At 64.1% G+C, this 22,358-nt stretch carries 25 protein-coding genes and 1 tRNA gene; 14 read left to right on the forward strand and 12 right to left on the reverse strand.

Translation table 11 applies throughout. From position 1 onward, the window contains the following. Nucleotides 1-6: 6 nt before the first annotated feature. From ACX40P_RS07495 to ACX40P_RS07515, 5 genes are all read left to right on the forward strand, one after another. A complete protein-coding gene (locus ACX40P_RS07495) occupies nt 7-795 on the forward strand; it encodes a type III pantothenate kinase (RefSeq protein WP_459125693.1) in 789 nt (262 codons plus the stop codon). 143 nt (nt 796-938) lie between these two features. Continuing rightward, nucleotides 939-2,528, forward strand: coding sequence for a ribonuclease J (locus ACX40P_RS07500; protein ID WP_459126034.1), 1,590 nt, complete (start codon nt 939-941; stop codon nt 2,526-2,528). A gap of 10 nt (nt 2,529-2,538) precedes the next feature. After that, entirely contained in the window at nt 2,539-2,808 is a 270-nt protein-coding gene (locus ACX40P_RS07505) for a DUF1467 family protein (protein WP_459125694.1), read from the forward strand. A 105-nt stretch (nt 2,809-2,913) separates the two neighbouring features. Continuing rightward, on the forward strand, nt 2,914-3,987 hold the full coding sequence (recA, locus tag ACX40P_RS07510) for a recombinase RecA (RefSeq protein WP_459125695.1): 1,074 nt from the start codon (nt 2,914-2,916) through the stop codon (nt 3,985-3,987). A gap of 231 nt (nt 3,988-4,218) precedes the next feature. Then, nucleotides 4,219-4,650 (forward strand): DUF488 domain-containing protein, encoded by a 432-nt coding sequence (locus tag ACX40P_RS07515; RefSeq protein ID WP_459125696.1) that lies wholly within the window; start codon nt 4,219-4,221, stop codon nt 4,648-4,650. Between the two features lie 143 nt (nt 4,651-4,793). On the opposite strand, the gene ACX40P_RS07520 is transcribed toward ACX40P_RS07515, so the two are convergent. The 4 genes from ACX40P_RS07520 to ACX40P_RS07535 all read right to left on the reverse strand — a co-directional run bounded on the left by ACX40P_RS07520 (nt 4,794) and on the right by ACX40P_RS07535 (nt 9,616). Further along, nucleotides 4,794-5,462 (reverse strand): spermine/spermidine synthase domain-containing protein, encoded by a 669-nt coding sequence (locus tag ACX40P_RS07520; RefSeq protein WP_459125697.1) that lies wholly within the window; start codon nt 5,460-5,462, stop codon nt 4,794-4,796. Nucleotides 5,463-5,583: 121 nt separating this feature from the next. Beyond that, the gene (locus tag ACX40P_RS07525; protein ID WP_459126035.1) at nt 5,584-5,937 is read right to left on the reverse strand and encodes a DUF952 domain-containing protein; all 354 of its coding nucleotides are present in this window, start codon (nt 5,935-5,937) and stop codon (nt 5,584-5,586) included. An 8-nt stretch (nt 5,938-5,945) separates the two neighbouring features. Beyond that, nucleotides 5,946-8,711: a DNA gyrase subunit A gene (gene gyrA, locus ACX40P_RS07530; RefSeq protein ID WP_459125698.1), complete on the reverse strand. Its 2,766-nt coding sequence runs from the start codon at nt 8,709-8,711 to the stop codon at nt 5,946-5,948. 206 nt (nt 8,712-8,917) lie between these two features. Continuing rightward, the gene (locus ACX40P_RS07535) at nt 8,918-9,616 is read right to left on the reverse strand and encodes an SDR family NAD(P)-dependent oxidoreductase (RefSeq protein ID WP_459125699.1); all 699 of its coding nucleotides are present in this window, start codon (nt 9,614-9,616) and stop codon (nt 8,918-8,920) included. A gap of 177 nt (nt 9,617-9,793) precedes the next feature. Between ACX40P_RS07535 and ACX40P_RS07540 the strand changes: the two genes are divergently transcribed. After that, on the forward strand, nt 9,794-11,065 hold the full coding sequence (locus ACX40P_RS07540) for a hypothetical protein (RefSeq protein WP_459125700.1): 1,272 nt from the start codon (nt 9,794-9,796) through the stop codon (nt 11,063-11,065). A gap of 71 nt (nt 11,066-11,136) precedes the next feature. Here ACX40P_RS07540 and ACX40P_RS07545 read toward each other — a convergent pair whose 3' ends face one another. Then, nucleotides 11,137-11,598, reverse strand: a complete 462-nt coding sequence (locus tag ACX40P_RS07545) for an Lrp/AsnC family transcriptional regulator (protein ID WP_459125701.1) — start codon at nt 11,596-11,598, stop codon at nt 11,137-11,139. A gap of 172 nt (nt 11,599-11,770) precedes the next feature. On the opposite strand from ACX40P_RS07545, the gene ACX40P_RS07550 reads away from it, so the two are divergent. Both ACX40P_RS07550 and ACX40P_RS07555 read left to right on the forward strand, forming a co-directional pair. After that, nucleotides 11,771-13,453: a sensor histidine kinase gene (locus ACX40P_RS07550; RefSeq protein WP_459125702.1), complete on the forward strand. Its 1,683-nt coding sequence runs from the start codon at nt 11,771-11,773 to the stop codon at nt 13,451-13,453. Nucleotides 13,454-13,502: 49 nt separating this feature from the next. Beyond that, nucleotides 13,503-13,579 (forward strand) — tRNA-Pro (locus ACX40P_RS07555). A 118-nt stretch (nt 13,580-13,697) separates the two neighbouring features. Here the strand turns inward: ACX40P_RS07555 and ACX40P_RS07560 are convergent. After that, the gene (locus tag ACX40P_RS07560; protein WP_459125703.1) at nt 13,698-14,540 is read right to left on the reverse strand and encodes a hypothetical protein; all 843 of its coding nucleotides are present in this window, start codon (nt 14,538-14,540) and stop codon (nt 13,698-13,700) included. A gap of 133 nt (nt 14,541-14,673) precedes the next feature. Between ACX40P_RS07560 and ACX40P_RS07565 the strand changes: the two genes are divergently transcribed. The 5 genes from ACX40P_RS07565 (at nt 14,674) to ACX40P_RS07585 (ending at nt 17,246) form a co-directional block, all read left to right on the forward strand. Then, a complete protein-coding gene (locus ACX40P_RS07565; RefSeq protein ID WP_459125704.1) occupies nt 14,674-14,889 on the forward strand; it encodes a hypothetical protein in 216 nt (71 codons plus the stop codon). 85 nt (nt 14,890-14,974) lie between these two features. Continuing rightward, the gene (locus tag ACX40P_RS07570; RefSeq protein ID WP_459125705.1) at nt 14,975-15,757 is read left to right on the forward strand and encodes a hypothetical protein; all 783 of its coding nucleotides are present in this window, start codon (nt 14,975-14,977) and stop codon (nt 15,755-15,757) included. Beyond that, a complete protein-coding gene (locus ACX40P_RS07575) occupies nt 15,750-16,541 on the forward strand; it encodes a hypothetical protein (RefSeq protein WP_459125706.1) in 792 nt (263 codons plus the stop codon). The genes ACX40P_RS07570 and ACX40P_RS07575 overlap by 8 nt, the downstream gene beginning before the upstream one ends. 71 nt (nt 16,542-16,612) lie before the next feature. After that, nucleotides 16,613-17,008, forward strand: coding sequence for a hypothetical protein (locus ACX40P_RS07580; RefSeq protein ID WP_459125707.1), 396 nt, complete (start codon nt 16,613-16,615; stop codon nt 17,006-17,008). Nucleotides 17,009-17,018: 10 nt separating this feature from the next. Continuing rightward, nucleotides 17,019-17,246, forward strand: a complete 228-nt coding sequence (locus tag ACX40P_RS07585) for a hypothetical protein (protein WP_459125708.1) — start codon at nt 17,019-17,021, stop codon at nt 17,244-17,246. 527 nt (nt 17,247-17,773) lie between these two features. On the opposite strand, the gene ACX40P_RS07590 is transcribed toward ACX40P_RS07585, so the two are convergent. Beyond that, nucleotides 17,774-18,349 carry a recombinase family protein gene (locus ACX40P_RS07590; protein ID WP_459125709.1) on the reverse strand — a complete coding sequence of 192 codons (576 nt, stop codon included), beginning with the start codon at nt 18,347-18,349 and terminating at the stop codon, nt 17,774-17,776. A 306-nt stretch (nt 18,350-18,655) separates the two neighbouring features. Here ACX40P_RS07590 and ACX40P_RS07595 point away from each other — a divergent pair, with 306 nt between their 5' ends. After that, nucleotides 18,656-19,663 carry a DUF4062 domain-containing protein gene (locus ACX40P_RS07595; RefSeq protein ID WP_459125710.1) on the forward strand — a complete coding sequence of 336 codons (1,008 nt, stop codon included), beginning with the start codon at nt 18,656-18,658 and terminating at the stop codon, nt 19,661-19,663. On the opposite strand, the gene ACX40P_RS07600 is transcribed toward ACX40P_RS07595, so the two are convergent. The 5 genes from ACX40P_RS07600 to ACX40P_RS07620 are packed head-to-tail and all read right to left on the reverse strand — an operon-like array spanning nt 19,660 to nt 22,249. Next, nucleotides 19,660-20,031 (reverse strand): hypothetical protein, encoded by a 372-nt coding sequence (locus tag ACX40P_RS07600; protein ID WP_459125711.1) that lies wholly within the window; start codon nt 20,029-20,031, stop codon nt 19,660-19,662. The two genes, ACX40P_RS07595 and ACX40P_RS07600, sit on opposite strands and share 4 nt — an antisense overlap. Further along, nucleotides 20,021-20,473 (reverse strand): LacI family DNA-binding transcriptional regulator, encoded by a 453-nt coding sequence (locus ACX40P_RS07605; RefSeq protein WP_459125712.1) that lies wholly within the window; start codon nt 20,471-20,473, stop codon nt 20,021-20,023. Before ACX40P_RS07605 ends, ACX40P_RS07600 begins: the two co-directional genes overlap by 11 nt. Next, the gene (locus tag ACX40P_RS07610) at nt 20,470-21,453 is read right to left on the reverse strand and encodes a hypothetical protein (RefSeq protein ID WP_459125713.1); all 984 of its coding nucleotides are present in this window, start codon (nt 21,451-21,453) and stop codon (nt 20,470-20,472) included. The genes ACX40P_RS07605 and ACX40P_RS07610 overlap by 4 nt, the downstream gene beginning before the upstream one ends. Then, nucleotides 21,450-21,932 (reverse strand): DnaT-like ssDNA-binding protein, encoded by a 483-nt coding sequence (locus ACX40P_RS07615; protein ID WP_459125714.1) that lies wholly within the window; start codon nt 21,930-21,932, stop codon nt 21,450-21,452. Before ACX40P_RS07615 ends, ACX40P_RS07610 begins: the two co-directional genes overlap by 4 nt. Continuing rightward, complete coding sequence (locus tag ACX40P_RS07620; protein ID WP_459125715.1) at nt 21,929-22,249, reverse strand: hypothetical protein; 321 nt, start codon at nt 22,247-22,249, stop codon at nt 21,929-21,931. The genes ACX40P_RS07615 and ACX40P_RS07620 overlap by 4 nt, the downstream gene beginning before the upstream one ends. Between the last annotated feature and the right edge of the window lie 109 nt (nt 22,250-22,358).

Genomic DNA, 22,358 nt, shown 5'->3' on the forward strand with positions numbered 1-22,358 from the left:
CGGTTCATGCTGCTCGCCATCGATGCCGGCAATACCAACGTCGTCTTCGCCGTGATGGACGGGGGCGAGGTGCGCGCGCGTTGGCGCATCGCCACCGATCCGCGCCGGACGGCGGACGAATATGTCGTCTGGCTGACGCAGCTGCTGGCGCTGGAGGGGCTGGACCGCGCCGCGATCACCGGCGTCGCGATCGGCACCGTCGTGCCGCGCGCGCTCCACAATCTGCGCATGCTCGCCACAAAGTATTTCGGCTGCGAGCCGCTGGTGGCGGGCGAGCGAGGCTGGCCGATCGTCCTCGACGTCGAGGAGCCGCATGCGCTGGGCGCCGACCGTGCGCTCAACGCCATCGCCGCGCATGCCGCCCACGCGGGCGACCTCATCGTCGTCGATTTCGGCACCGCCACCACCTTCGACGTCGTCGACTATTCGGGCGCGTACAAGGGCGGCATCATCGCGCCCGGCATCAACCTCAGCCTCGACGCGCTTGTCACCGCCGCCGCCAAACTGCCGCGCATCGCCATCGAAGCCCCCGTCGACGCCAGCGTCATCGGCCGCAATACGGTCTCGCAGATGCATATCGGTATCTTCTGGGGCTATGTCGCGATGATCGAGGGGCTGGTCGCGCGAATGAAGGCGGAGGTGGGGCGCCCGGTCCGCGTCATCGCTACCGGTGGCCTGGCCGTGCTGTTCGAGGCGCACACGCAGGTGTTCGACCATGTCGAACACGACCTGACGCTGACCGGACTGGCGATTCTGTGGGAAAAGGCCCATATGGCCCCCGTTGCCGGCGCATGATCGCCGGCTCCCGTAATTTCAGCTGTGACAGCTACCCGCACCGGCGTCGTTGCCGGCAATAGACCATGTATCTAGGATAAATCTTGACCAACCCTGACAACCAACTGCTCTTCGTCGCGCTCGGCGGATCGGGCGAGATCGGCATGAACGTCAACCTGTACGGGTGTGACGGCAAATGGCTGATGATCGACTGCGGCATCAGCTTCGCCGACCCGGCCTATCCGGGTATCGACGTGCTGCTGCCCGACCTCAGCTTCATCGAGGATCGCCTCGACGACCTCGTGGGCATCGTCATCACCCACGGGCATGAGGATCATATCGGCGCGCTGCCGTATCTCGCCGCCGATCTCGGCGTGCCGGTCTACGCCTCGCCCTTCACCGCTGGCCTGATCCGCGAGAAGTTCGACGAGGAGGGTATCACCAACCAGGTGAAGCTGCGCATCGTTAAGGAGGACCAGAGCTTCAAGCTCGGGCCGTTCGGCATCAGCTATGTGCCGCTGGCCCATTCGATCCCGGAAGGGAATGCGATCCTCCTCGACACGCCGTACGGCAAGGTGCTGCACACCGGCGACTGGAAGATCGACGATTCGCCACTGCACGGTGCCGCCTCCACCGCCGCGGAACTGACCGCGGTCGGCGATCAGGGCATCTTCGCGCTCGTCTGCGATTCGACCAACGTCTTCAATCCCGAGGCCTCGGGTAGCGAGACCGACGTGCGCGCCGGGCTGGACGAGGTCGTGGCGGCGGCGAAGGGCCGCGTGCTGGTCACCACCTTCGCCTCCAACGCCGCGCGGCTCGCCACGCTGGGCGAGGTCGCGAAGGATACCGGGCGCCAGCTCTGTGTCGCCGGCCGCTCGCTCGACCGGATCATGCGCGTTGCGAAGGCGACCGGCTATCTGAAGGATTTCCCCCAGACGGTCGACTGGGACGCCGCGATGCGGCTGCCGCGCGACAAGGTGTTGATCGTCGCGACCGGGGGACAGGGCGAGGCGCGCGCCGCGCTTAATCGCGTGTCGGAGAACAATCACCCGATCAAGCTCGACCGCGGCGACACGGTCGTCTTCTCCTCCAAGCAGATTCCCGGCAATGAAAAGGCGATCGGCGACATCCAGAACCGTCTCTCGGCGATGGGCGTGGAGATCGTCACCGATCGTCAGGCGTTCGTCCACGTCTCCGGCCACCCCGGCCGGCCCGAGCTGGCGCAGATGTACAAGTGGATTCGGCCGCAGATGGTCGTGCCCGTGCACGGCGAGATGCGGCATCTCGCCGAGCATGCCCGCTTCGCGATCGAGAGCGGCGTGCCCGGCGCGGTGATCCAGAAGGACGGCGACATCATCCGCCTGGCGCCCGGCACGCCGCAGAAGATCGGCGAGGCCCCGGTCGGTCGTCTCGCCATCGACGGCGACGTCATCCTGCCCGCCGACGGCAGCACGATGAACGAGCGCCGCCGCCTCGCCGAGTTCGGTCAGATCTCGGTCGCGGTCGCGCTGGCAAAGGGCGGTCGCCTGTTCGCCCAGCCCGAGGTTCGGCTTCAGGGTATTCCGGTCGAGGAAGACCGCGATCCCTTCACCGCCGAGGCGGTGAAGGCCGCGGCGGATGCGGTGAACAAGGGCGCGTCGAAGGGCGGCGACCGCGAACGCCTGCGCGAATCGATCCGCCTTGCCGTCCGCCGCGTCGCCACGCGCTGGACCGGCAAGAAGCCCGTCGTCGACGTGCTGATGATCGAGGCCTGACGCACCGGCCATGCTCTGGACCTCCGCGCTCGCCATCTACATCCTGTTCTGGGCGTTCTCCGTCTTCCTCGTCCTGCCCTTCGGGGTACGGACGACGGACGAGGCGGGGGGCGAGCGCATAGCCGGGCAGGCGGAGAGCGCCCCCCACGTCTTCCGCACCGGCCTCGTGGCGTGGCGAGTAACGCTCGTCGCAACGATTCTCTTTGTTCTGTTCTACCTCAACTATGTGAATGGCTGGGTGACGGCAGGGATGCTCGATTGGACCCGTTGGGGCGACTGAAAAAACTCGCTTTGTTCCGCTCTTGTTCTCGCGGAACGGAAATGGTACATACTGCCTGTAGAGATTGAACCCCGGGCGATGATGCCCTAGCGACGGGAGCTTCCAGTGGCAGCGAACCTGAAGGTTATCGACAGCGGCATGGCAACGGCAAGCACGGACAGGCAGAAGGCGCTCGACGCCGCATTGGCGCAGATCGACCGCGCCTTCGGCAAGGGCTCGGCGATGAAGCTGGGCGCCAAGGAGACGATGCAGGTCGAGGTGATCTCGACCGGCTCGCTCGGGCTCGACATCGCGCTCGGCGTCGGCGGGCTGCCGCGCGGCCGGGTGATCGAGGTCTATGGCCCCGAAAGCTCGGGCAAGACAACGCTTGCCCTCCATGTCATTGCCGAAGCTCAGAAAAACGGCGGCACAGCGGCCTTCGTCGATGCTGAGCATGCGCTTGACCCCGTCTATGCCAAGAAGCTCGGCGTCAACATCGACGAGCTGATCGTGTCGCAGCCCGATACAGGCGAGCAGGCGCTCGAGATCGTCGACACGCTGGTGCGGTCGAACGCGATCGACGTGCTGGTGGTCGACTCGGTCGCGGCGCTCGTGCCGCGCGCGGAGATCGAGGGTGAGATGGGCGACAGCCACGTCGGCCTGCAGGCCCGGCTGATGTCGCAGTCCCTGCGCAAGCTGACGGGTTCGATCAGCCGTTCGCGCTGCATGGTGATCTTCATCAACCAGCTGCGCATGAAGATCGGCGTGATGTACGGCAATCCAGAGACGACGACCGGCGGCAACGCGCTGAAGTTCTACGCCTCGGTCCGCCTCGACATCCGCCGCACCGGCCAGATCAAGGACCGCGAGGACATCGTCGGTAACGCGACCCGCGTGAAGGTCGTGAAGAACAAGGTCGCCCCGCCGTTCAAGCAGGTCGAGTTCGACATCATGTACGGCGAGGGCATCTCGAAGATCGGCGAGGTGCTGGATCTTGGCGTCAAGGCCGGGCTGGTCGAGAAGTCGGGTGCGTGGTTCAGCTACGACAGCGTCCGCATCGGTCAGGGTCGCGAGAATGCGAAGACCTTCCTGCGCGAACATCCCGAGATGGCCGAGCGTCTCGAAAAGGCGATCCGTACGCGCACCGACAAGGTCGCCGAGGAACTGATGGCCGGTCCGGGGCCTGACGACGATATCTGACCCGTGTTTCGCGGCCGTCCGTTGGATGGCCGCAGCTCCCGGAAAGGTCCGTCGCATATGCGGCGGGCCTTTTCGCGTCCAGGTGCTCCTGATTGTGATTTTCGTGACTTATGAGTCGGGCGTTGCGATTTCCTGATCCCGTTCGCACGGAGCTTGACGAAGGGCTGCCCGTCTTGCTGCCATGATCGCGCGGCAGGTCGATCGTGAGATGTCTGGTGCGGGAGCGGAACGATGAAAATCTACACTATCGGCTACGAGGCCGCGACCCAGGCCGAAGTCATCGCCGCGCTAAGGCGCGCCGGTGTCCGCCGAGTCATCGATGTGCGCCAGTTGCCGCTATCGCGCCGTCCCGGTTTCTCGAAGACCTCGCTCGCCGCGTCGCTCGCCGAACACGGCATCGATTACGTCCACCTCCGCGCGCTCGGTACGCCCAAGGCTGGCCGCGACGCTGCCAAGAAGGGCGATCGCGAGACGCTCACCACGGTGTACGACGTCCAGCTCGGCCTTCCCGAGGCCCAGGCCGAAGCCGCCCGCATGCGTGCGCTAGCCGCCGACCTGCCGAGCGCGCTGCTCTGCTACGAACGCGACCCCTGCGACTGCCACCGCACGTTGCTGCTGAACGCGGAGGGCGAGGGGGCGGAGGTCGTCGATTTGGTGCCGTAAGGGGTCGGATGGTTTCTACTCGCGCCCCGTTCGTGCTGCCGACGTCGAAGCGCGGTTTCGAACCATGCCCTTCGACTTCGCTCATGGCGAACGGGCACGGGATGGCCTGATCCAGTCTATTCCGAAAGACTGGTCCACACAGCCTACCGTCGCGCAAACCAGATCACATGCCGTGGCCCTTTGCCGTTGCTGCGCGCGCGCACCGCCACCTGATCGACCGCAAAGCCGGCGTCGTTCAGTCGCCGCGTGAACGCCGTATCGTCGCCGGCCGACCAAACCGCCAGCACGCCGCCCGGCCGCAACGCCGCCTTCGCGAGCGCCAGACCGCGCATCGAATAGAGCCGGTCGTTGGCATCGCGCACCACGCCGTCCGGTCCGTTGTCGACATCCAGCAGGATCGCATCATAGGCGCCCACGCCCCGTGCGATGACGGCGGCGACATCGTCCAGCGTGATCGTCACCCGCGGATCGTCGAGGCATCCGGCGGTCAGCGCCGCCATCGGCCCGCGCGCCCAGTCGATGATCTGCGGCACCAGCTCTGCCACCTCGACCTGCGCCGTAGCGGGCAGGGCGGCGAGCGCCGCGCGCAGCGTGAAGCCCATGCCATAGCCGCCGATCAGCAGTCGCGGGGCGGCGAAGCCGCCCAGCCGCGCGATCGTCATCGTCGCCAGCGCCTCCTCGGACCCGCTCATCCGACTGTTCATCAGTTCGTTGCGGTCGAGTACGATCATGTGATCGTCGCCCCGCCGGAACAGCCGCAGCGGCTCGCCGCCGGGAACGGGCGCGGTGTCGATCAGGGTGCGGGGCGTCATGGGCGGCGGGTCGATCCTGATACGAGGCGGCCGGGCGCCGCTATGGCGTGCAGAAGAAGGGCAGGGCTTCGACAAGCTCAGCCCGAATGGTCTTGGGGTCCGACCGTCTACTGCCGGGAGCCTATCCTGCCACCGGCAGCGTCACCCGCCCATCGCCATCGCGCTCCAGCGGGCCATAGGCGATGACCGCCGACAGCGGCAGCGCGGCGTAGATGTGGGGGAACAGCTGTCGCCCACGCGACTCCTCCCACCGCACCGCATCGCCCAGCGCGTCGAGATCGACCGCGACGACGTGCAGATCGTCCTGCCCGGCGAAGTGCTTGTCGACCGTCTCGGTCAGCTGGGTCGCGGTCGACAGGTGGATATAGCCATCGGCCAGATCGACCGGCGCACCGGCGAAGCTGCCGTCCGCCTCCAGCATGTCCATCTGCGCCGCGGTCAGCATCTTGTACGCGGTCGTCGGCCGCTCGTTCATGTCCACGCTCACTGGCCATCCTCCGGTCCGGCCGACAGATCGTCGCCGGTGTCGGCGTCCGGCGTCGTCTCGCGATCGCCCGCACCCTCGTCCAGCTCGGCGGCGATCAGCTCCTCGGCCGGATTCTCGGGCTCGGACTCCTCGTCGATCCGCGCCGCCGAGACGACGTGTTCGTCCTTGCCGACTCGGAACAGGATCACGCCCTGCGTATTGCGGCCGGTCACCCGCACCGACTTGACGGTGGTGCGGATCAGCTTGGCCTGATCGGTGACCAGCATCAGCTGCTCGCCGTTGTGCGCCGGGAAGCTCGCCACGACCGGGCCGTTGCGGTCCGAGCTGACGATGTTGGTGATGCCCTGTCCGCCGCGGTTGGTGCGGCGATATTCATAGGCCGAGGTGCGCTTGCCATACCCATTGGCGGTGACGGTGAGGATGAACTCCTCCGCCGCCTCGAATTCGGCGAGCCGCTCCGGCGACAGCGTCACCTCGCGCTCGCCTTCCTTCCATGGCGCCGCCTTAAGGTAATCTTCTCTTTCCTGCGGCGTCGCGTCGAACCCGCGCAGTACGGAGAGCGAGATGACCTCGTCGCCCTCGGCCAGACGCGCGCCGCGCACACCGGTGGAATCGCGGCTCTGGAATTCGCGCACGTCGGTCGAGGCGAAGCGGATCGCCCGCCCACCGCGCGTCGCCAGCAATACGTCGTCGTCCTCGGTCAGCAGCGACACGCCGATCAGGCGATCGTCCGATCCCTCTTCGAACTTCATCGCGATCTTGCCCGACGTGCGGATGTTCGCGAAGGAATCCATCGAGTTGCGGCGGACATTGCCCTTCGCGGTCGCGAACATGACGTGCAGGTCGCCCCACGTCGCCTCGTCCTCCGGCAGCGGCAGCACGGTCGAGATCGTCTCTCCGCCCGCCAGCGGCAGCAGGTTGATCATCGGCCGCCCGCGCGTCGCCGGCCCGCCCTCGGGCAGTCGCCAGACCTTCAGGCGATAGACCTTGCCGTGGTTCGAGAAGAACAGCACCGGGGTATGCGTCGACGTCACGAACAGGTTGGTGACGGCGTCGGCATCCTTGGTCGCCATGCCGGCGCGGCCCTTGCCGCCCTTCGCCTGCGCGCGGAAGGTTTCGAGCGGGGTGCGCTTGATATAGCCTTCCATCGTCACGGTGACGACCATGTCCTCGCGCTCGATCAGGTCCTCGTCCTCGATCCCGTCGGCGGCGGCGGCGATCTCGGTGCGGCGCGGCGTCGCGTACAGGTCGCGCACCGTGACCAGCTCCTCGCGCATCACTTCGTACAGCCGCACGCGGTCGGCGAGGATGTGGAGCAGCTCGGCTATCGAATCCGCCAGCTTCTTCAGCTCGTCGCCGATCTCGTCGCGGCCGAGCGCGGTGAGGCGATGCAGCCGCAGGTCGAGGATCGCGCGGACCTGCGTCTCCGACAGGCGATAGCTGTCCCCCGTCACCTCGGTATCGACCGCCTCGACCAGGCGGATGTAACCGGCGATCTCGGCGATCGGCCACTCGCGGGCGAGCAGCTTCTCGCGCGCCTCGGCGGGGCTGGACGATCCGCGGATGATCCGCACCATCTCGTCCAGGTTCGTCACCGCGATGACGAGGCCCAGCAAGATGTGCGCCCGGTCGCGTGCCTTCGCCAGCTCGAACTTGGACCGGCGGGTGATGACCTCCTCGCGGAAGCGGACGAACGCCTCGATGATGTCGCGCAGGTTCAGCAGCTCAGGGCGGCCACCGCGAATCGCCAGCATGTTCGCGGGGAAGGACCCTTGCGCCGGGGTATGCCGCCACAGCTGGTTCAGCACGACCTCGGGCGTCGCATCGCGCTTCAGGTCGATGACGATGCGCACGCCGTCGCGGTTCGATTCGTCGCGGATGTCGCTGACGCCTTCGACGCGCTTGTCCTTGGCGGCCTCGGCGATCTTCTCGACCAGCGCGTTCTTGCCCTGCTGGTACGGGATTTCGGTGAGCACGATCGAGCGGCGCTCGCCGCGCTGCTCGGTGATGTAGCGGCTGCGCACGATGATCGAGCCGCGCCCGGTCGTGTAGGCGTTGCGGCAGCCGGATCGCCCGAGGATCAGCGCGCCGGTCGGGAAGTCCGGCCCCGGCACGATCTCCATCAGCTCTTCTGCCGTGACCGCGCCATTGTCCATGTACGCCAGGCAGGCGTCGATCACCTCGCCCAGATTGTGTGGCGGGATGTTCGTCGCCATGCCGACGGCGATGCCGCCCGCGCCGTTGACCAGCAGGTTGGGGAAGCGCGCCGGCAGCACGGTCGGCTCGCGCTCCTGCCCGTCGTAGTTCGGAACAAAATCGACCGTATCCTTGTCGAGATCGTCGAGCAGCGCGGTCGCGACGCGCGCCAGCCGGCTCTCGGTATAGCGCATCGCCGCGGGCGGATCGGGATCCATCGACCCGAAGTTGCCCTGACCGTCGATCAGCGGCACGCGCAGCGACCAGTCCTGCGCCATACGGGCCAGCGCATCGTAGATCGCGGTGTCGCCGTGCGGGTGATAATTGCCCATCACGTCGCCGACGATCTTCGCCGACTTGCGATACGGGCGTCCGGCGACATAGCCGCCGACCTGCGCGGCATAGAGGATGCGGCGATGCACCGGCTTCAGCCCGTCGCGCACGTCGGGCAGCGCGCGCGCCACGATCACCGACATGGCATAGTCGAGATAGCTCGACTTCATCTCGTCGACGATCGAGATGGGTGAAATGTCGGAAGGGTCCGCGAGGACGGTCTCGTCGGTCAAATTCTGGCGCTTTCGGGTGAGTGTGTCAGTACCGTTACGACCTTACTCCGCGCCCGGACCACTCACAACCCCGCGCGCGTACGCGTGAGGGACGCTCCCCCCTCCCTGGAAGGGAGGGGAAGGGGGTGGGTGGGTGTGGGGCGTGCGCACCGGTTCCTCTCGAGCCGACCCACCCCCGACCCCTTTCTTATCAGGGAGGGGAGCGTTCAGGGCGTCACTTCTTCCCCGTCCCACGCGAAGATTCGCCCCGTATCCTTCGGCTTCAACCCGTCGATGACGTCGAGCAGCTGCACCGCCGCCCGGTCGGGCGCGAACAGGCTACCCGCTGCGACATTGCCCTGAAAAGGCCGCGACAGCGCGGTGTCGACAGTGCCGGGATGCAGCGCGACGACGATCGAGCGGGGGGAGGTTCGCGTCGCCTCGATCGCGGCGTTGCGCACGATCATGTTCAGTGCCGCCTTCGACGCCCGATAGCCGGTCCAGCCGCCCAGCCGGTTGTCGCCGATGCTGCCAACCCGCGCCGACAGCGCCGCGACCACTGGCGTACCGGTTCGGGGCAGGATCGGCAGCAGATGCTTGAGGACGAGGGCAGGGCCGATCGCGTTGATCCTGTAGTTGAGCGCCAGCCAGTCGGGGTCAAGGTCGCGAAAGCTCTTCTCCGGCCCGCGCTCGCCGTCATGCAGCAGGCCGCTCGCGATCACCACCAGCGTCGGCGGCGGGCCCGCGGCGATCGTCGCGGCGGCGGCGGCAATGCTGGCTTCATCACAAAGATCGATATGCTCACGACCGGACGACGACCGCGCGAAGCGGTGGACGACGTCGTGAGCGCCCTCTTCGCCGATCGCGTCGGCGAGCGCGCCGCCGATCCCGCCCGATGCCCCGATGACGACTGCCGATCCTGCCATGGCGGCGCGCTATCCGAATGCGGCGGGCCGGTCAAAGCGGGAGCCAACTCGTTCAAAAACCGTTCAGCGCCCATGCGGCAAGGGGTCGGGCATTCGGCCCGCTTGTATGCAGGCCACTCGCCAATTACAGCGGCGCAAAACCCGTTAACCGGGTTCGCCAGAGGAGATTTCGGTACAATGAGGCTCATCTCGAAGCTCGCGCTCGCCGCAGCGATCACCGTCGGCGTGTCGGCGACCGGGGTCGTCACCCCGGCACTTGCCCAGAAGAACAAGAAGGACGCCGCGCCGGCGGGTCCGCAGCTGAAGCTGTCGAACGAATTCCGCGCGCCTTTCGCTGCCGCGCAGACGGCGGCGATCGCCAAGGATACCGCGACCGCCAATGCGAAGCTGGCCGAGGCCGCGCCGTTCGCGAAGACCGAGGACGAACTCTACGTATATAATGCGCTGAAGCTGCAGTTGGTCGCGCCCACCAACGATCCGGCGGCAATGCTCCCCGTGCTCGATGCGCTGGTCAAGAATCCGAAGACCCCGGCGACGGCGTTGCCCGGGTACACCTACTTCCGCGGCGCGCTGCCGTTCCAGCAGAAGAAATATGCCGAGGCGCTGCCGTACCTCGTGAAGGCGCGTGACCTTGGCTACACCAACGAGAATCTGAACCTGCAGATCGCGCTGGCGTCGATGGAAACCGGCAACACCGCTGGCGGCGTCGCCGAGATCCAGAAGGCGATCGACGCCGAGACCGCCGCGGGCCGCAAGGCACCCGAAGCTTGGTACAGCGTCGCCGTCGGCCAACTGTACACGAAGAAGGATCCGGCCGTCGTCACCTGGCTCAACAAGCGCATCGTCGCCTACCCCACGCCGAAGAACTGGCGCGAGGCGCTGCTGACCTACCGCGAGAGCAAGGAAGTGAAGGGCGCCAACCAGCTCGACCGCGGGTTGCAGCTCGACCTTTTCCGACTGATGCGCGCGACCAAGGCGATGGCGGCGCGTGGCGACTATCTCGAATATGCCAACACCGCCTTCCTCGCCGGTCTGGCCGGTGAGGCGAAGTCGGCGATCGAGGAAGGCCGGGCCACCGGCAAGATTCCGGCTACCGATACCGCCGCCACGCAGTTGCTCAACGAATCGAATGCGGCGATCCGCGCCGAGGGTTCGCTTGCCGGCGTAGAGGCGCGCGCGAAGACGGCAGCTAACGGCAAGACCGCGCTGCAGACCGGCGACGCCTATCTCGGCCTCGGCCAGCATGCGAAGGCGGTCGAGCTGTATCAGATTGCCCTGCAAAAGGGCGGCGTCGACGCGTCGGAGGCCAACATGCACCTGGGGGTCGCCCAGACCCTGCTCGGCCAGAAGGACGCCGCCCGCGCCGCGTTCCAGCAGGTCGCCGCCGGTCCGCGCAAGGACATCGCCAGCTTCTGGCTGACGTGGCTGGATACCGGCACCGTCGCCTGATCGCCGGAGTTTCGATTGGAAGAGGGGCGGCGCAGCGATGCGTCGCCCCTTTTCGTGTCCGACTGCGCCGACTAGCCGAGCGGTATACCCGGCTCCGACTTCGCCGTGCGGATCGTCAGCGACGTCTTCACATGGCTGACGTTGGGGGCCGGCGTCAGCTGCGTCGTCAGCAGCTCCTGGAAGGATTGTAGGTCGATCGCGACGATCTTCAGGATGAAGTCGATCTCGCCGTTCAGCATATGGCATTCGCGTACTTCGGGGATGGTCGCGACATGGCGTTCGAACGCGGCCAGGTCCGCCTCGGCCTGACTCTTCAGGCTGACCATCGCGAAGACGGTGATGGTATAGCCCAGACTCGCCGGGTTGATCGTCGCATGATAGCCGCGGATGGCACCGGCATCCTCCAGTGCGCGGACCCGACGCAGGCAGGGCGGGGCGGTCAAACCCACGCGCTCGGCCAGCTCCACGTTGGTCATGCGGCCGTCATCCTGCAACAGGGCCATGATCTGACGGTCGATGCGGTCGAAAGCCATTCTTTCCTCTGCCTCGATATGTCCGGATACTCCCCGGCACGATAATAATATTACGTCATAGCGCAATTGTCCCACATTGCTACGTCCCGAAAAGGGCTGTTTCGCATCGAGAACCGCAGGGTTAAGGATTCGTTACGACGCGCCTGACGCTGCGTCGCGGGCGGGGACATAAGTGCGGTTCGACGATACTCTCGATACGGTTCTGTCTGCGCGCCCGCAAACGCCGGAGGCGCGTAGCGCCGTCTGGCGTCAGGTCGTTGATCTGACCGGGCGGGGGCGGGTCGCTGATGTCGGGCGTGCGGTCGCGGCGCTGTCCGAACTGCGCGACGCCGTGCCGCTGACCGTGCGCAGCGCCAGCGCCCGCGCGCTGTTCGGCGCCTCGCCGCCCGCGCCGCTGGTCACGCTACTGGCGCAGGACGACATCGCGGTCGGCGCGCCGGTGCTGCGATCGGCGACTCTCGCGCCCGACGACTGGTCCGCGCTCATCCCCACGCTCACCCCGACCGCACGCGCGATCCTGCGCCACCGCCGCGACCTGCCCGTCGAGGCGATCCGCGCGCTCGAAAGCTTCGGCTCGGTCGACTTCGTCCTCGGCGACGACGGACGGCAGACCGACACCGTCGCTCCCATTGTGGCCGAACCCGAGCCCGTGCCCGCCGAACCCGGCCCCTTCGTCACCGTCGGTCGCGTCGCGCTGGGCCTGCCGCTCGTCGCCGAGGCGCTGCGGCAGGAGAACGACAACGACGCGCCGCCGCCGGTCGCCGACGGCGGCTTTCGCATCGCCGACATCGTCGCGCGGATCGAGGCCTACCAACGCCACGAACCGATCGCGCCTGTCGCAATCGCCAAGCCTGCCGCTGAGCGCGACCGCTTCCGTTTTGAATGCGATGCCAACGGCACGATCCGCTGGGCGGACGGGGAGATGCGCGGCGCGGTGACCGGCCTGTCGCTCGCGCGCCCCGCCCATCCGGGGCAGCCCGGCGTCGACGCCGCCGTCGCCGGGGCATGGCGCGGCCGCGCGAGCGTGCGCGACGGCCGGCTGCTGGTCGGCGCCGGCACGCATTCGGGCACCTGGCTGGTGAACGCGGTCGCGGTGTTCGACACCGCCAGCGGTCGCTATGTCGGCCATCGCGGCATCGCCCGCCGCCCGCGCGTGCATGAAGCCGCCGTCTCGCCCTTCGCCGATGCCGTGCGCCAGCTCGCCCACGAATTGCGCACCCCCACCAACGCGCTCGCCGGCTTCTCGGAGATGATCGCGGCCGAGATGCTCGGTCCCGTCGCCGAGCCGTACCGCGTGCAGGCGATGGCGATCCACGACGATTCGCGCGCGCTGCTCGCTGCGATCGACGATGTCGATACCGCCGCCCGCACCGCGACCGGCGCGCTGCCGGTACGCCCGGAGGACATCGTGCTCACCGACATGCTCGGCATCGTCGCACGCGATCTCGCCGCCCTGGCGGCCGAGCGCGGCGCGACGCTGGCACTGGGTCGCGCCGACGCCGTCGTCCACGCCGATGCCCCCGCACTCCACCGTCTGCTCAGCCGCATGATCGGCACGCTGCTCGGCGCCGCGCGGGCAGGGGAGACGATCGCGCTGACGATCGAGAGCACCGGTGATTCCGTCGCGCTGACCGCGAATCGCCCCGCGGCGTTCGATGCCTATCCCGGCGAGCAGCTCTACGCGATCGACGCGGAGGCCTGTCCGATCTCGCTGCTCGGCGCCGGCTTCGCGCTGCGCCTCGCGCGCAACCTCGCCCGCGAACTCGGCGGGTCGCTCGGGATCGAGGCGCGCCACCTGACCCTGCATCTGCCCGCTGCGGTCGATCGCACGCTCGGCCAGGCGCAAACCAGCTGAGCTACAGCCGTTGCGCCCGGCGATCCGCTGGGCTAGGGCCCCCATCGGACGGGGAGTGGCGCAGTCCGGTAGCGCGCCTGCTTTGGGAGCAGGATGTCGCAGGTTCGAATCCTGTCTCCCCGACCAACGCGCTTTTATTTAATGAATTCAACCACTTGGCCTGGAGCGCTGTAGCAACGATTGTTGCAGGTGCTGTAGCACGCGACGTATCGCGCATGTTGAAAAGCTATTCCGAAGAGCAACGTTAAACCACCTTGGCACCGACCTCGACGTAAGAAATCTGCCCTTCGTTTTCGACCTTTTGGAGTTTACCCATCGCAGCATACCCACCAGCGTTGGCCGTGTGGTTGACAATTGTGACCTTCGAACCGCCTCGCGCAAATGCATCTGCCGGACGAGCGCTTTGTGGCAGGCCATTTGCAGCCTCTACAATGAGCGCGCGTGCTTGGGCGATGCCCTGCTTGAGTGTGATTGGATCGGCAATCGGCTGAAATGAAGGCACGTGGCGAAAGCTGTTTGCCGTATTCTTGAACTGCCGGATGTCTTTTTCTCTTTCGTTCAACGCCTTATAGATCTTGTGTTCGCCACCAAACCGGCTCTTCACCGATTCCCAAACCTTATATAAATCGAACCAAGATGGCTGCCCGTTAAAGTTGCTCAACGCTTGACGAAGGTCGTCGTTTGCAAATGCTTTACTCATCAAGCGCCCGAATTCGATGGGCGAAGCCAGTTTTTCTTCGGGCTTGCGAACCCGCAGGTGCAGATCGCTCCTCCTGGTCATTTCAAAATGATCTGGGAAGAACTTGTATATCGTTCCTACGTTCATGGGCAGGCAACCATCGAGCACCTGCAGGCAGCCTTCGATAAGTGACAAATCGCGTGCTGCTAGCTGTTCGACCTCGCTTGCCTCAGTTGCGTTATCCCATGCGCTGGACCGCAGAATCGGAACGTCGCTCATGGTGCTGACGAAGAGAGAGGCTGGTGACCGTATCGTGACATTGAGCTTGGCTATGAGGTTCTTGATGTCGTGTTCGTCGCCCTCGATTTGAGCGCCCCATTGCGAGTCCATCTGAAAAGGCTCAGTCATCTCTCTTCCCTTGCGATCGATTGCGAGGCGGCGAACACCGCCGAAATGTGCGTGTGTCATTTGCCATGCACCCCGGTTGTGCCCCTATAGGGCTTCCCACCGCACGAATCACCGGCGGGGGAGCACGACACACATGGGGATTTCCGAAGCCGCCTCGACCTTTTCGACGTTAGAGGCGCTTGAGTTGAAAGCGCTTGGCGAAGCTATCTTTGCCGACTGGTATCCGAACCACCGCCCCGGCGATCCGGTGCCGACGATGCCGCCAGCGCATATCATGAACGAGGCGCGAGAACTGGCGTTGCGGCATCGTATGATAGCAGCCCGCCGGCGGGGGGAGCTGGCGGCTTAAATACACAAATTGGCAGTCTGGCCCGCCTTTCCAAGTGATCGGCGGGCCTTTTTGTGCTATATTCCTTGAGAAGGAATTGCACTGAATGAACACGCTTCTTGGCCTTGACCCAAATTTTCCCGATCAGCTTTTATATATCCTATGGGTTGCGCAGTATCGTGACAGCTTCCCTGCCGAAACATATCGGCGCCTGTGGCAGCGAGACTTAGACGCGATAAGCCTTCGTGCTCCGGTATTTCTCGGTTCCGATAGTCACGAAGACAAGGTCACATACGCGGTTTCATCAATGATCGCCGACATCGCGATGGGCAAGGGCGATCAGGGCGATGACTCGTATTCCATCCCCCGCGCATGGCTTCGGGTTTTTTATGACTTGCACAATGCCGGTTACATCAACAGCGTTGTCTATGGCCGTGCTGCCCGTTTCATTTACACCAGTAGCGACGCGGGGTTAGGTTCGAGCGAGCACAACGCTTTTTGTCTGGAAGCGCTTCGGAAAGCCGATCCGCTAGGCCTCATGTACCCGTATGAGCATGAGTTCCTGTCGAACGAGCCGGACGTGATTACGCTATATCGTGGCAGCTTTGTTATTGATCCGACGCACGGCGCGCAGGGTCTAAGCTGGACCAACAATCCGCACGTTGCCGAGGGTTATTCGCACATGCGTAGCGCAATCGGTCAACGCTCTACACATCGGACGGTCTTGCTTGAGGCCGAAGTGCCGAAGGCCGCGATATTGGCGGTATCGCTGGGGCCAACACCGACATACGAGGCGCTGGTCGATTACGAGGCGCTGCCGGTGCTGGCGGTTCGTGAGGCTACGCTTGCTGGTATGTCGATCGCCATGCCGGCGTTCGCCGATGCTTGATGTCGGCTTTGACCTGTCGCAACCGGACAGGTTCCTGCTTGCTCTGTTGCGGGCTCGCTATCCCGGTCGACCGGCCCCCCTCAACCCCGCTGGATGGGATCGCGCTATCGACGTGGCTGAACAGATGCACCCGCTGATATTCGATCTCCGGGGGCGGCGGCGTGCGGTGCTCGCAACTTGCACTCTGCTACATGAGCTTGGCGATTTGGAACTGATCGACGGCGGGCTCTACCATCTCGTTCCGAAGGTCTGGCTACCGGTGTTCGCACATGCGTTCGACGCCGGCATGATAAACCGGATCGTATATGGCGCTGCCACTCGAACGATCCTTACTCATTGCGATGAAAAGCCGTGGAGCGCCGATCAGCCCGTTGCGGATCGGCTAGCTTCGCTTCGTGCCGGCGCTCCGATTGGCATGATGAACCGGCTTGAATACGAAGTCTGGCGATCCTTACCGCCGATCGTCACGATTTATCGGGGAGGGTGTGCCGACGCCCGCGACCCCGCCGCAGCAGCCGCAGAAATGGCGCTGGGACTTCACTGGACCACCGATCAGGCTGTCGCGGCGAAATACATGCGTGGCCGCAGCTATGCGCGTCGCTTTGATCCGGGCGCCGGATTGCCGACTATCGTGCGAGCTACAGCGCCCCGCGACGCGGTGTTCGCCTATTGCAACAACGGTGAGCACGAGCTGATAGTCGATTGTGCTCGCATCGCGCCTGCCAGTGTCATTGACCTGGGCGCTGATAATTACCTGTCCAAACCGGAGCGGATAGCAGCCTAGACAGGCGCCTAGCGCCGAGTATCGTGTCAATCGTTCAAGCAATAGGGGGATTGATGCGATACATTGCGATTATGGCTGCGCTGTCGGTGCTGCCCAACGGCATGCCGGTGTCTGCGCAGACGAAAGCGGCGCCGCCGGCAGCGGCCTCTACTGGCACCTGTGCTGTACTGATGCGGCAGTACGACGGTGCATCTATGGACCTCGCATCAGGGTTCGCGGCGTCGGTAGGTGACAACAGTGCGCCCCGCGCAACATTGCGGGAAATGGAGAACGGGAACGCGCTGGCGACAGCCAAAATCGCTCTCGATCTTATGCGCGACAACCGCTGCGCGATGCCAAAGAGCGCACCAAGCACCGCGCCATATCTGACGGCGGCTCTCAACTGCCGCAATGACCAGTTGAAGGCGAGCCGCGCGGAGTCGCCGGAGTCCTGCAAACGAGAGAATTGGACACGTGCGGGGCAGTAAGGAGCAATCAATGACGAACAAGGACGCAGAAAAATGCCTGATGGATGCGGCATCGCGTATCCAAGAGGCATACATTGAGGAAATACTGAAAGTGCTGAATGAGGCTGAACCGGGTTCACGCATCGCTGTCGGACCTTTCAGCAAAATGGTGAACCGGCGTGTCAATCTTCCTATGAAGTGGCTTGAGCCCGGAGAGGAGGTTCCCCCCGGAATGAAAGCCTTTGGACCAGTAAAGTAATGAACTAGGAGCGCGAAGCAAAACCGAAGTGATGGGGGCGCGGGCCGATTTGACACGATAATTGAGGTCCGCCCCTTGACAGTCTTTTCTGCTGATCGAGTCGTTTATATTCTCAAGCTCGTGTGATTCGGCGGCAATTCGATGCCGCAAAGCACTAGTGCGCAACCCCGCGAACCCCGTCGCCATCGACGTGAAAATCGTACAAGTTGGCGCGCGCTAACCGATCGGCGCGGGGTTCGGCTGTGCCGTAATTGGTGCTGATATTGTAGCGGTTCGCCAACCTCATCCCGCCAGAGGCGATGCGGGGCGCTCCGAGGCTTGCTGTTGGGGAACGGCAACCGATGACTAAGTGGCACGCTGCGCGCTGCTATCGGCGCTACGCATGGCTGTGCAGGGCGGTGGCGGCATTCGGATGGCGTGTCGCGTCGATCTTCGCCGAATTGGCAGGACACGAAGGCGAACTACAAAAATCAAGGCTTTGCATCGGGTCGACACCTCCCGCCCCGGAGGGGTGGGGTGCCCATGCCCTACGCTACGCAGTAGCGCGCAACCGTAGCCTTGCTGATACCGAAATGCTCCATCGTCTGCCGCACCGTGGCAGCATTGTCCCTGCGCCACGCTGCCACCGTCGAGGCGTCGTGCGCCTTCGGACGCCCCATGCTCACCTTGCCACGGTGCGTGCGGCCTGTGGATGCCAGCGCTGCCCGCGCGACATCGCGCCCCGCGTCACAGCGCTCGCGGATGCGCTGGCGCTCCATATCCGCCATCTGTGCCAGCACAGCGACAATCAACTCGCCCACGCCGCGCCCGATCGGCCCCAGCCCGCGCACGTCCAGCGTTACGCCGCGATCGAGCAACCGCCGCACGGTTGCCTGCACGTCCAGCGCATCGCGCCCCAGCCGATCCAGCGCATAGACATACAGAGTGTCGCCTTCCCGGACGTAGGACAGCAGCGCGCCGAAGCCGGGGCGATCAGCGGCAGCGGTGGCACCACTCACGCCTTCGTCGGAAAACTCGCGGCCAAAGCCCTCGCCAAGCGCATGCCGCTGTGCGTCGATCGTCTGGTCGCCGGTGCTGACACGATAGTATGCGATGCGGCTCATTGCCTTGCCTCCGAGTCTCAAAAGATACCCCTGATTAAAGCGACTGTATCACAAGTCAAACCGGTATCTTTTGAGGCGCTATCTGATGGGCATTTTAGCCCTCTCTAAAGGTGTAACTTTTGAGGCGTTATAGGGTGCCAAGCGGCGTCGAGCGCGGGAGCTGCCAGCGGTGCTGTCACAATGACAATGTCCACTCGGGCGCAGACTGCTGATGAGCGAGAGCGGCAGCGTTGTAACCGTGTGGTTGCGTTCGGGTGCTCGGTGGGCGAGAACAGATGGTGACCTTCCCATGCCATCGGATGTTCCATGCAGAAGAAATATCAGGTGTTCGTGTCCTCTACGTTCCGCGACCTCCAAGAGGAACGACAGGACGCTATCCGCAACATACTCGACCTTGGCCACATCCCAGCCGGCATGGAACTGTTTCCTGCCGCCGACACGGAGCAACTAGCGTACATAAAAAAGGTGATCGACGAATGTGACTACTACGTCCTTATTATGGGCGGTCGATATGGATCGCTTGATGAGGAAGGGGTTAGCTTCACAGAACGTGAATACGACTACGCGGTGCACACAGGGAAGACGGTGTTAGCCTTCCCCCATGGTGACGCGATGGCAATACCCGCCGGGAAGGTTGACCTGGGTGACAGAATGCGTGCGAACTTAGATGCTTTTCGATCGAAGGTGATGGCGGGGCGTCTGGTCAGAGAATGGAAATCACGTGAGCAGCTTGAGGGTCTAGTGCTCAAGGCATTGGTTCGCGCGATGACCGACTTCCCTGCTACCGGATGGATCAGGGGTGACACTGCGGCGAGCGAAGACATATTGAGTCAGTTGAATACGGTCCGCTCCGAAAACCAAAAGCTTTCATCCGCATTGTCCAAACTTCAAACGCAGTTGAAGCCTTCCGTATCAGATATAGCAGATATGGATTCGATTTATGCCGTGTCTTATAATTTTACTTTCCGCGATCGCTACGGATCGGAGACAAGAAAATCTGCCAAAAAACTCTCTTGGGAGAAGATATTGACAGCGGTTGCGCCGGCAATGATGCGTCCAACGACGAGAGAAATGATTGCCACTGCCATGACAACCTATTTGCGGGAACGATGCGAAGCCCCCGTAACTACGGTAGTATATAAAACTGATATAGATTTTATAATAAATCAGCTAATCGCTTTGAAATTAGCTCGTTCCTACAATGCAAAGGCGGTAAACGCGGGGGTGATGGAATTCATTGAACTTACGGAATACGGCAGAAAGGTTTATACGGAAATGACTGCTTTGCGAAAGCCGAATGCGCCAACAGATTAAAGGCGTGCGTTCGCCTCAATCAGCGCCGCACCGAAGTCATCCATGCCGGCGCTATCCCGCTTCGACACATCGCGGCTCTTTTTGGCTAGCCCCAGCTTAATGAGGTTCGCGCCTAGCAGCGTCACGTTGCGGCGGTAGTTCTCCTGATCGACCGAATTGCCTTCCAGCAAGTCGGCGGTCGCCTGTTCGCACAGCATCGCTAGCGTGGCGGTGTTCATCAGTAACAGGCGCTCCGATGGCGTGGGGTTGCGGCCTAACTGGTCGGCAAGTTCCAGCCCGATCGAGCGAAACCGCTTGGCTTCCATCGTGCGCCCGTCGATCTTGCGACCGGCGATACTCATGTCGAACGCGATCGGCTCAATGGACACTGTGGCGGTATCCTAGCGCTTTGATTACGGCGAACACTCGGGCGCGCGTTGCCGGCATGACGTTCGGACGGTCGTGGATGACGTTGGAGACGGTAGTCGCTGAAACGCCGGCGTGGCGGGCAACGTCGTGCATTGATAGGGCGCTTCGGCGGGAGGGCATATTAGCGCGCTTCAACGTCACTCGTGCTGCGGGATCGGCGGCCACTCGGTCGAGATAGGCAAGCACCTGTGATCGTACTGTGTGCGGCTCGAAACCGGCGAGTTCGCACACCGTGGCGAAATCTTCCCCAGCTTCGACAAACCACGTGCGAGCGTCCTCTTGGGACGACATTGCCTGTGCGGGTCGATTACGCGTCGCGATGCTACCAGCAGCCTCTTGGGCAGCATTGACGATGACACCGACAAACAAGCGTTGCTCGGGGCTGATGGTGCCGGCGATCATACCGCGTGCCTCAGGGTTGCCCTACACCGACAACCGGCCTCCAGTGGCGGCGTGAGGCATGGTCCTAGCGGCGTCGCGAATGGCTGATTGAGCGGTACGCCGTTGCGGTTCATTCTCGGCACCTGTGCATGGGCGAGGCGCACCCGTTCATCGCCAGCGGTGCGCCAGTAGCGGCGTTGATCGGCGGGCAGGGCACCGAAGCGTTGGGCGATTTGCCAACCGGTAAGTTTCGCGCTTTCGGCGATCTGGTGAACGGCATTCCCGGCGACAGCGCTGGTGCGAGCTCGCCGGAGTGCCTTGGCATGACGGTCTAGCAACTTCTCCGCTTGATCCGGGCTGGTGCCGGCACGGATCGCCTTGACGAGCATCTGACGCTGTGCGGCGGTAATGCTGCCTCTTGTCGCGACAAGGATAGACTCCGGGTCTCGGTTGGTGTCTGCAACATGGGCGATCAAGGCTTCGCGGATCGCGTGGAGTGATCGAGCTTGCGCAACCGACAGGCCGATAGCTCGCCGCATTTGGGCAGCGCGGCTATCGCTGGCACCGCGTGCGGTAAGCATGCGCTCAGCGGTATCGCGTAGCGCTTTCGCGCTTTCATGGACGTAGGCGGCGCGGAATGAGCGGATCGCGTTGTCGCGGGCGATCACGGCGTCGGCGGCGTTCGTATTCGCGACGTGGCAGGCCTGTGCGGCAGCAAGCGCCGCGACACCCGCGAAGAACGAAGCGAGGCCAGCGGACATCGTGGTCGCGTTAAGCGCGTCAGCTATCAGCCCTTCGTCGGCATCGTCCGCGCCGGTAAGCGTGCCGAGTAGTCCTTCGTAGTGTTCGCGCGCGTCGACGCCTTCGTCATCAGCGTTCGCCAGAAGGGCAGCGACAGCAACGGTGTCGAACAGCGTCAACGCGTCATCGATGGCGGCGTCGATCGTCTCCTCCAAGTCCCCCTCTTGGCGTTTGGAGAGCTGTTCAATCGGGTCGGTCACAGCTGCACCTCCGCGACGTTTGCCGAAGAAGCGCGCAGATGCGGTTCAATCAGCCGGCGGACGTGCTTCGGAAACTCATCAGCGATCGTCGGGAAATACATCGTCATGCTGTCGCCCAGCATCCGCTGCATCACCGGTGCACCGGGCATGTGTCCTTGCACCAGAAGGTGAACAGCAAGCTCAACGCATGCCGTAACGATGTCGGGCGGGGTAGCCGTGGTCAGCGGATAACCGTGCGGGCAGCGCTCGGGAAGGCGCGGCCATGCCAGCGGCTGTGTCGCGGCGAGGGGGCGACCCTGCCAGCGTAGCCGATCAAGCAGCGCTGTAGCAGTGATGAGCGCTTTCGATCGCGTCTGTTCCTGCGCGCCATTCCATGCGGTTGCGAACAGGCGGGTCGCCACAATTTCTTCGGCTTCGGCGAGACTGGCGTAGGAGTTCACGCCGGCACGGATTGCCCAGGTGGGCACGGGGTCGGTCACGTCAAATATACCTTGTGGAGCACGCCATCGGGCAGCTTGCGGCGTTCGAACCGTGCCACCTTGAGTGTCACAGCTTCGGACAACTCGAACATGTTGCCGATGGCGATGGGGTGCGGGTGGTCGATCAGCCACATGGTTGCGGTGGCGTCGGGGGAGGCCTCGCGTGACGCTGGTCCTAGCGTCTTGCCGGGACTGTAAGTCACCCGCGCGAGGTGCTCCGATCGCGTCGACCATAGAAGATTGCCGACTATATCTCGTTCGCCCGCGTGGAGCTGGATAACGACGTCGGTCATGAGCGGCGACAGGTCAGCGAGCATTGGATACCTCTGCAAAAGTTGTCAGCCACGCACCCGGACAAGGAGAGTTAGGTGCCGCTGACTGTCGGGGTTTTGCATGCGCGGGCACTCGCCGACTTATCCCGCGCCG

The sequence above is a fragment of the Sphingomonas sp. RS2018 genome (assembly GCF_054489605.1).

What these genes read in the sequence shown, in the direction of transcription:
- ACX40P_RS07495 (WP_459125693.1), top strand. Translation starts at nt 7, where the DNA reads ATGCTGCTCGCCATCGATGCCGGCAATACCAACGTCGTCTTCGCCGTG.
- ACX40P_RS07500 (WP_459126034.1), top strand. Translation starts at nt 939, where the DNA reads ATGAACGTCAACCTGTACGGGTGTGACGGCAAATGGCTGATGATCGAC.
- ACX40P_RS07505 (WP_459125694.1), top strand. Translation starts at nt 2,539, where the DNA reads ATGCTCTGGACCTCCGCGCTCGCCATCTACATCCTGTTCTGGGCGTTC.
- ACX40P_RS07515 (WP_459125696.1), top strand. Translation starts at nt 4,219, where the DNA reads ATGAAAATCTACACTATCGGCTACGAGGCCGCGACCCAGGCCGAAGTC.
- ACX40P_RS07520 (WP_459125697.1), bottom strand. Translation starts at nt 5,462, where the DNA reads ATGACGCCCCGCACCCTGATCGACACCGCGCCCGTTCCCGGCGGCGAG.
- ACX40P_RS07525 (WP_459126035.1), bottom strand. Translation starts at nt 5,937, where the DNA reads ATGAACGAGCGGCCGACGACCGCGTACAAGATGCTGACCGCGGCGCAG.
- ACX40P_RS07535 (WP_459125699.1), bottom strand. Translation starts at nt 9,616, where the DNA reads ATGGCAGGATCGGCAGTCGTCATCGGGGCATCGGGCGGGATCGGCGGC.
- ACX40P_RS07540 (WP_459125700.1), top strand. Translation starts at nt 9,794, where the DNA reads ATGAGGCTCATCTCGAAGCTCGCGCTCGCCGCAGCGATCACCGTCGGC.
- ACX40P_RS07545 (WP_459125701.1), bottom strand. Translation starts at nt 11,598, where the DNA reads ATGGCTTTCGACCGCATCGACCGTCAGATCATGGCCCTGTTGCAGGAT.
- ACX40P_RS07560 (WP_459125703.1), bottom strand. Translation starts at nt 14,540, where the DNA reads ATGACTGAGCCTTTTCAGATGGACTCGCAATGGGGCGCTCAAATCGAG.
- ACX40P_RS07565 (WP_459125704.1), top strand. Translation starts at nt 14,674, where the DNA reads ATGGGGATTTCCGAAGCCGCCTCGACCTTTTCGACGTTAGAGGCGCTT.
- ACX40P_RS07570 (WP_459125705.1), top strand. Translation starts at nt 14,975, where the DNA reads ATGAACACGCTTCTTGGCCTTGACCCAAATTTTCCCGATCAGCTTTTA.
- ACX40P_RS07575 (WP_459125706.1), top strand. Translation starts at nt 15,750, where the DNA reads ATGCTTGATGTCGGCTTTGACCTGTCGCAACCGGACAGGTTCCTGCTT.
- ACX40P_RS07580 (WP_459125707.1), top strand. Translation starts at nt 16,613, where the DNA reads ATGGCTGCGCTGTCGGTGCTGCCCAACGGCATGCCGGTGTCTGCGCAG.
- ACX40P_RS07585 (WP_459125708.1), top strand. Translation starts at nt 17,019, where the DNA reads ATGACGAACAAGGACGCAGAAAAATGCCTGATGGATGCGGCATCGCGT.
- ACX40P_RS07590 (WP_459125709.1), bottom strand. Translation starts at nt 18,349, where the DNA reads ATGAGCCGCATCGCATACTATCGTGTCAGCACCGGCGACCAGACGATC.
- ACX40P_RS07595 (WP_459125710.1), top strand. Translation starts at nt 18,656, where the DNA reads ATGCAGAAGAAATATCAGGTGTTCGTGTCCTCTACGTTCCGCGACCTC.
- ACX40P_RS07605 (WP_459125712.1), bottom strand. Translation starts at nt 20,473, where the DNA reads ATGATCGCCGGCACCATCAGCCCCGAGCAACGCTTGTTTGTCGGTGTC.
- ACX40P_RS07620 (WP_459125715.1), bottom strand. Translation starts at nt 22,249, where the DNA reads ATGCTCGCTGACCTGTCGCCGCTCATGACCGACGTCGTTATCCAGCTC.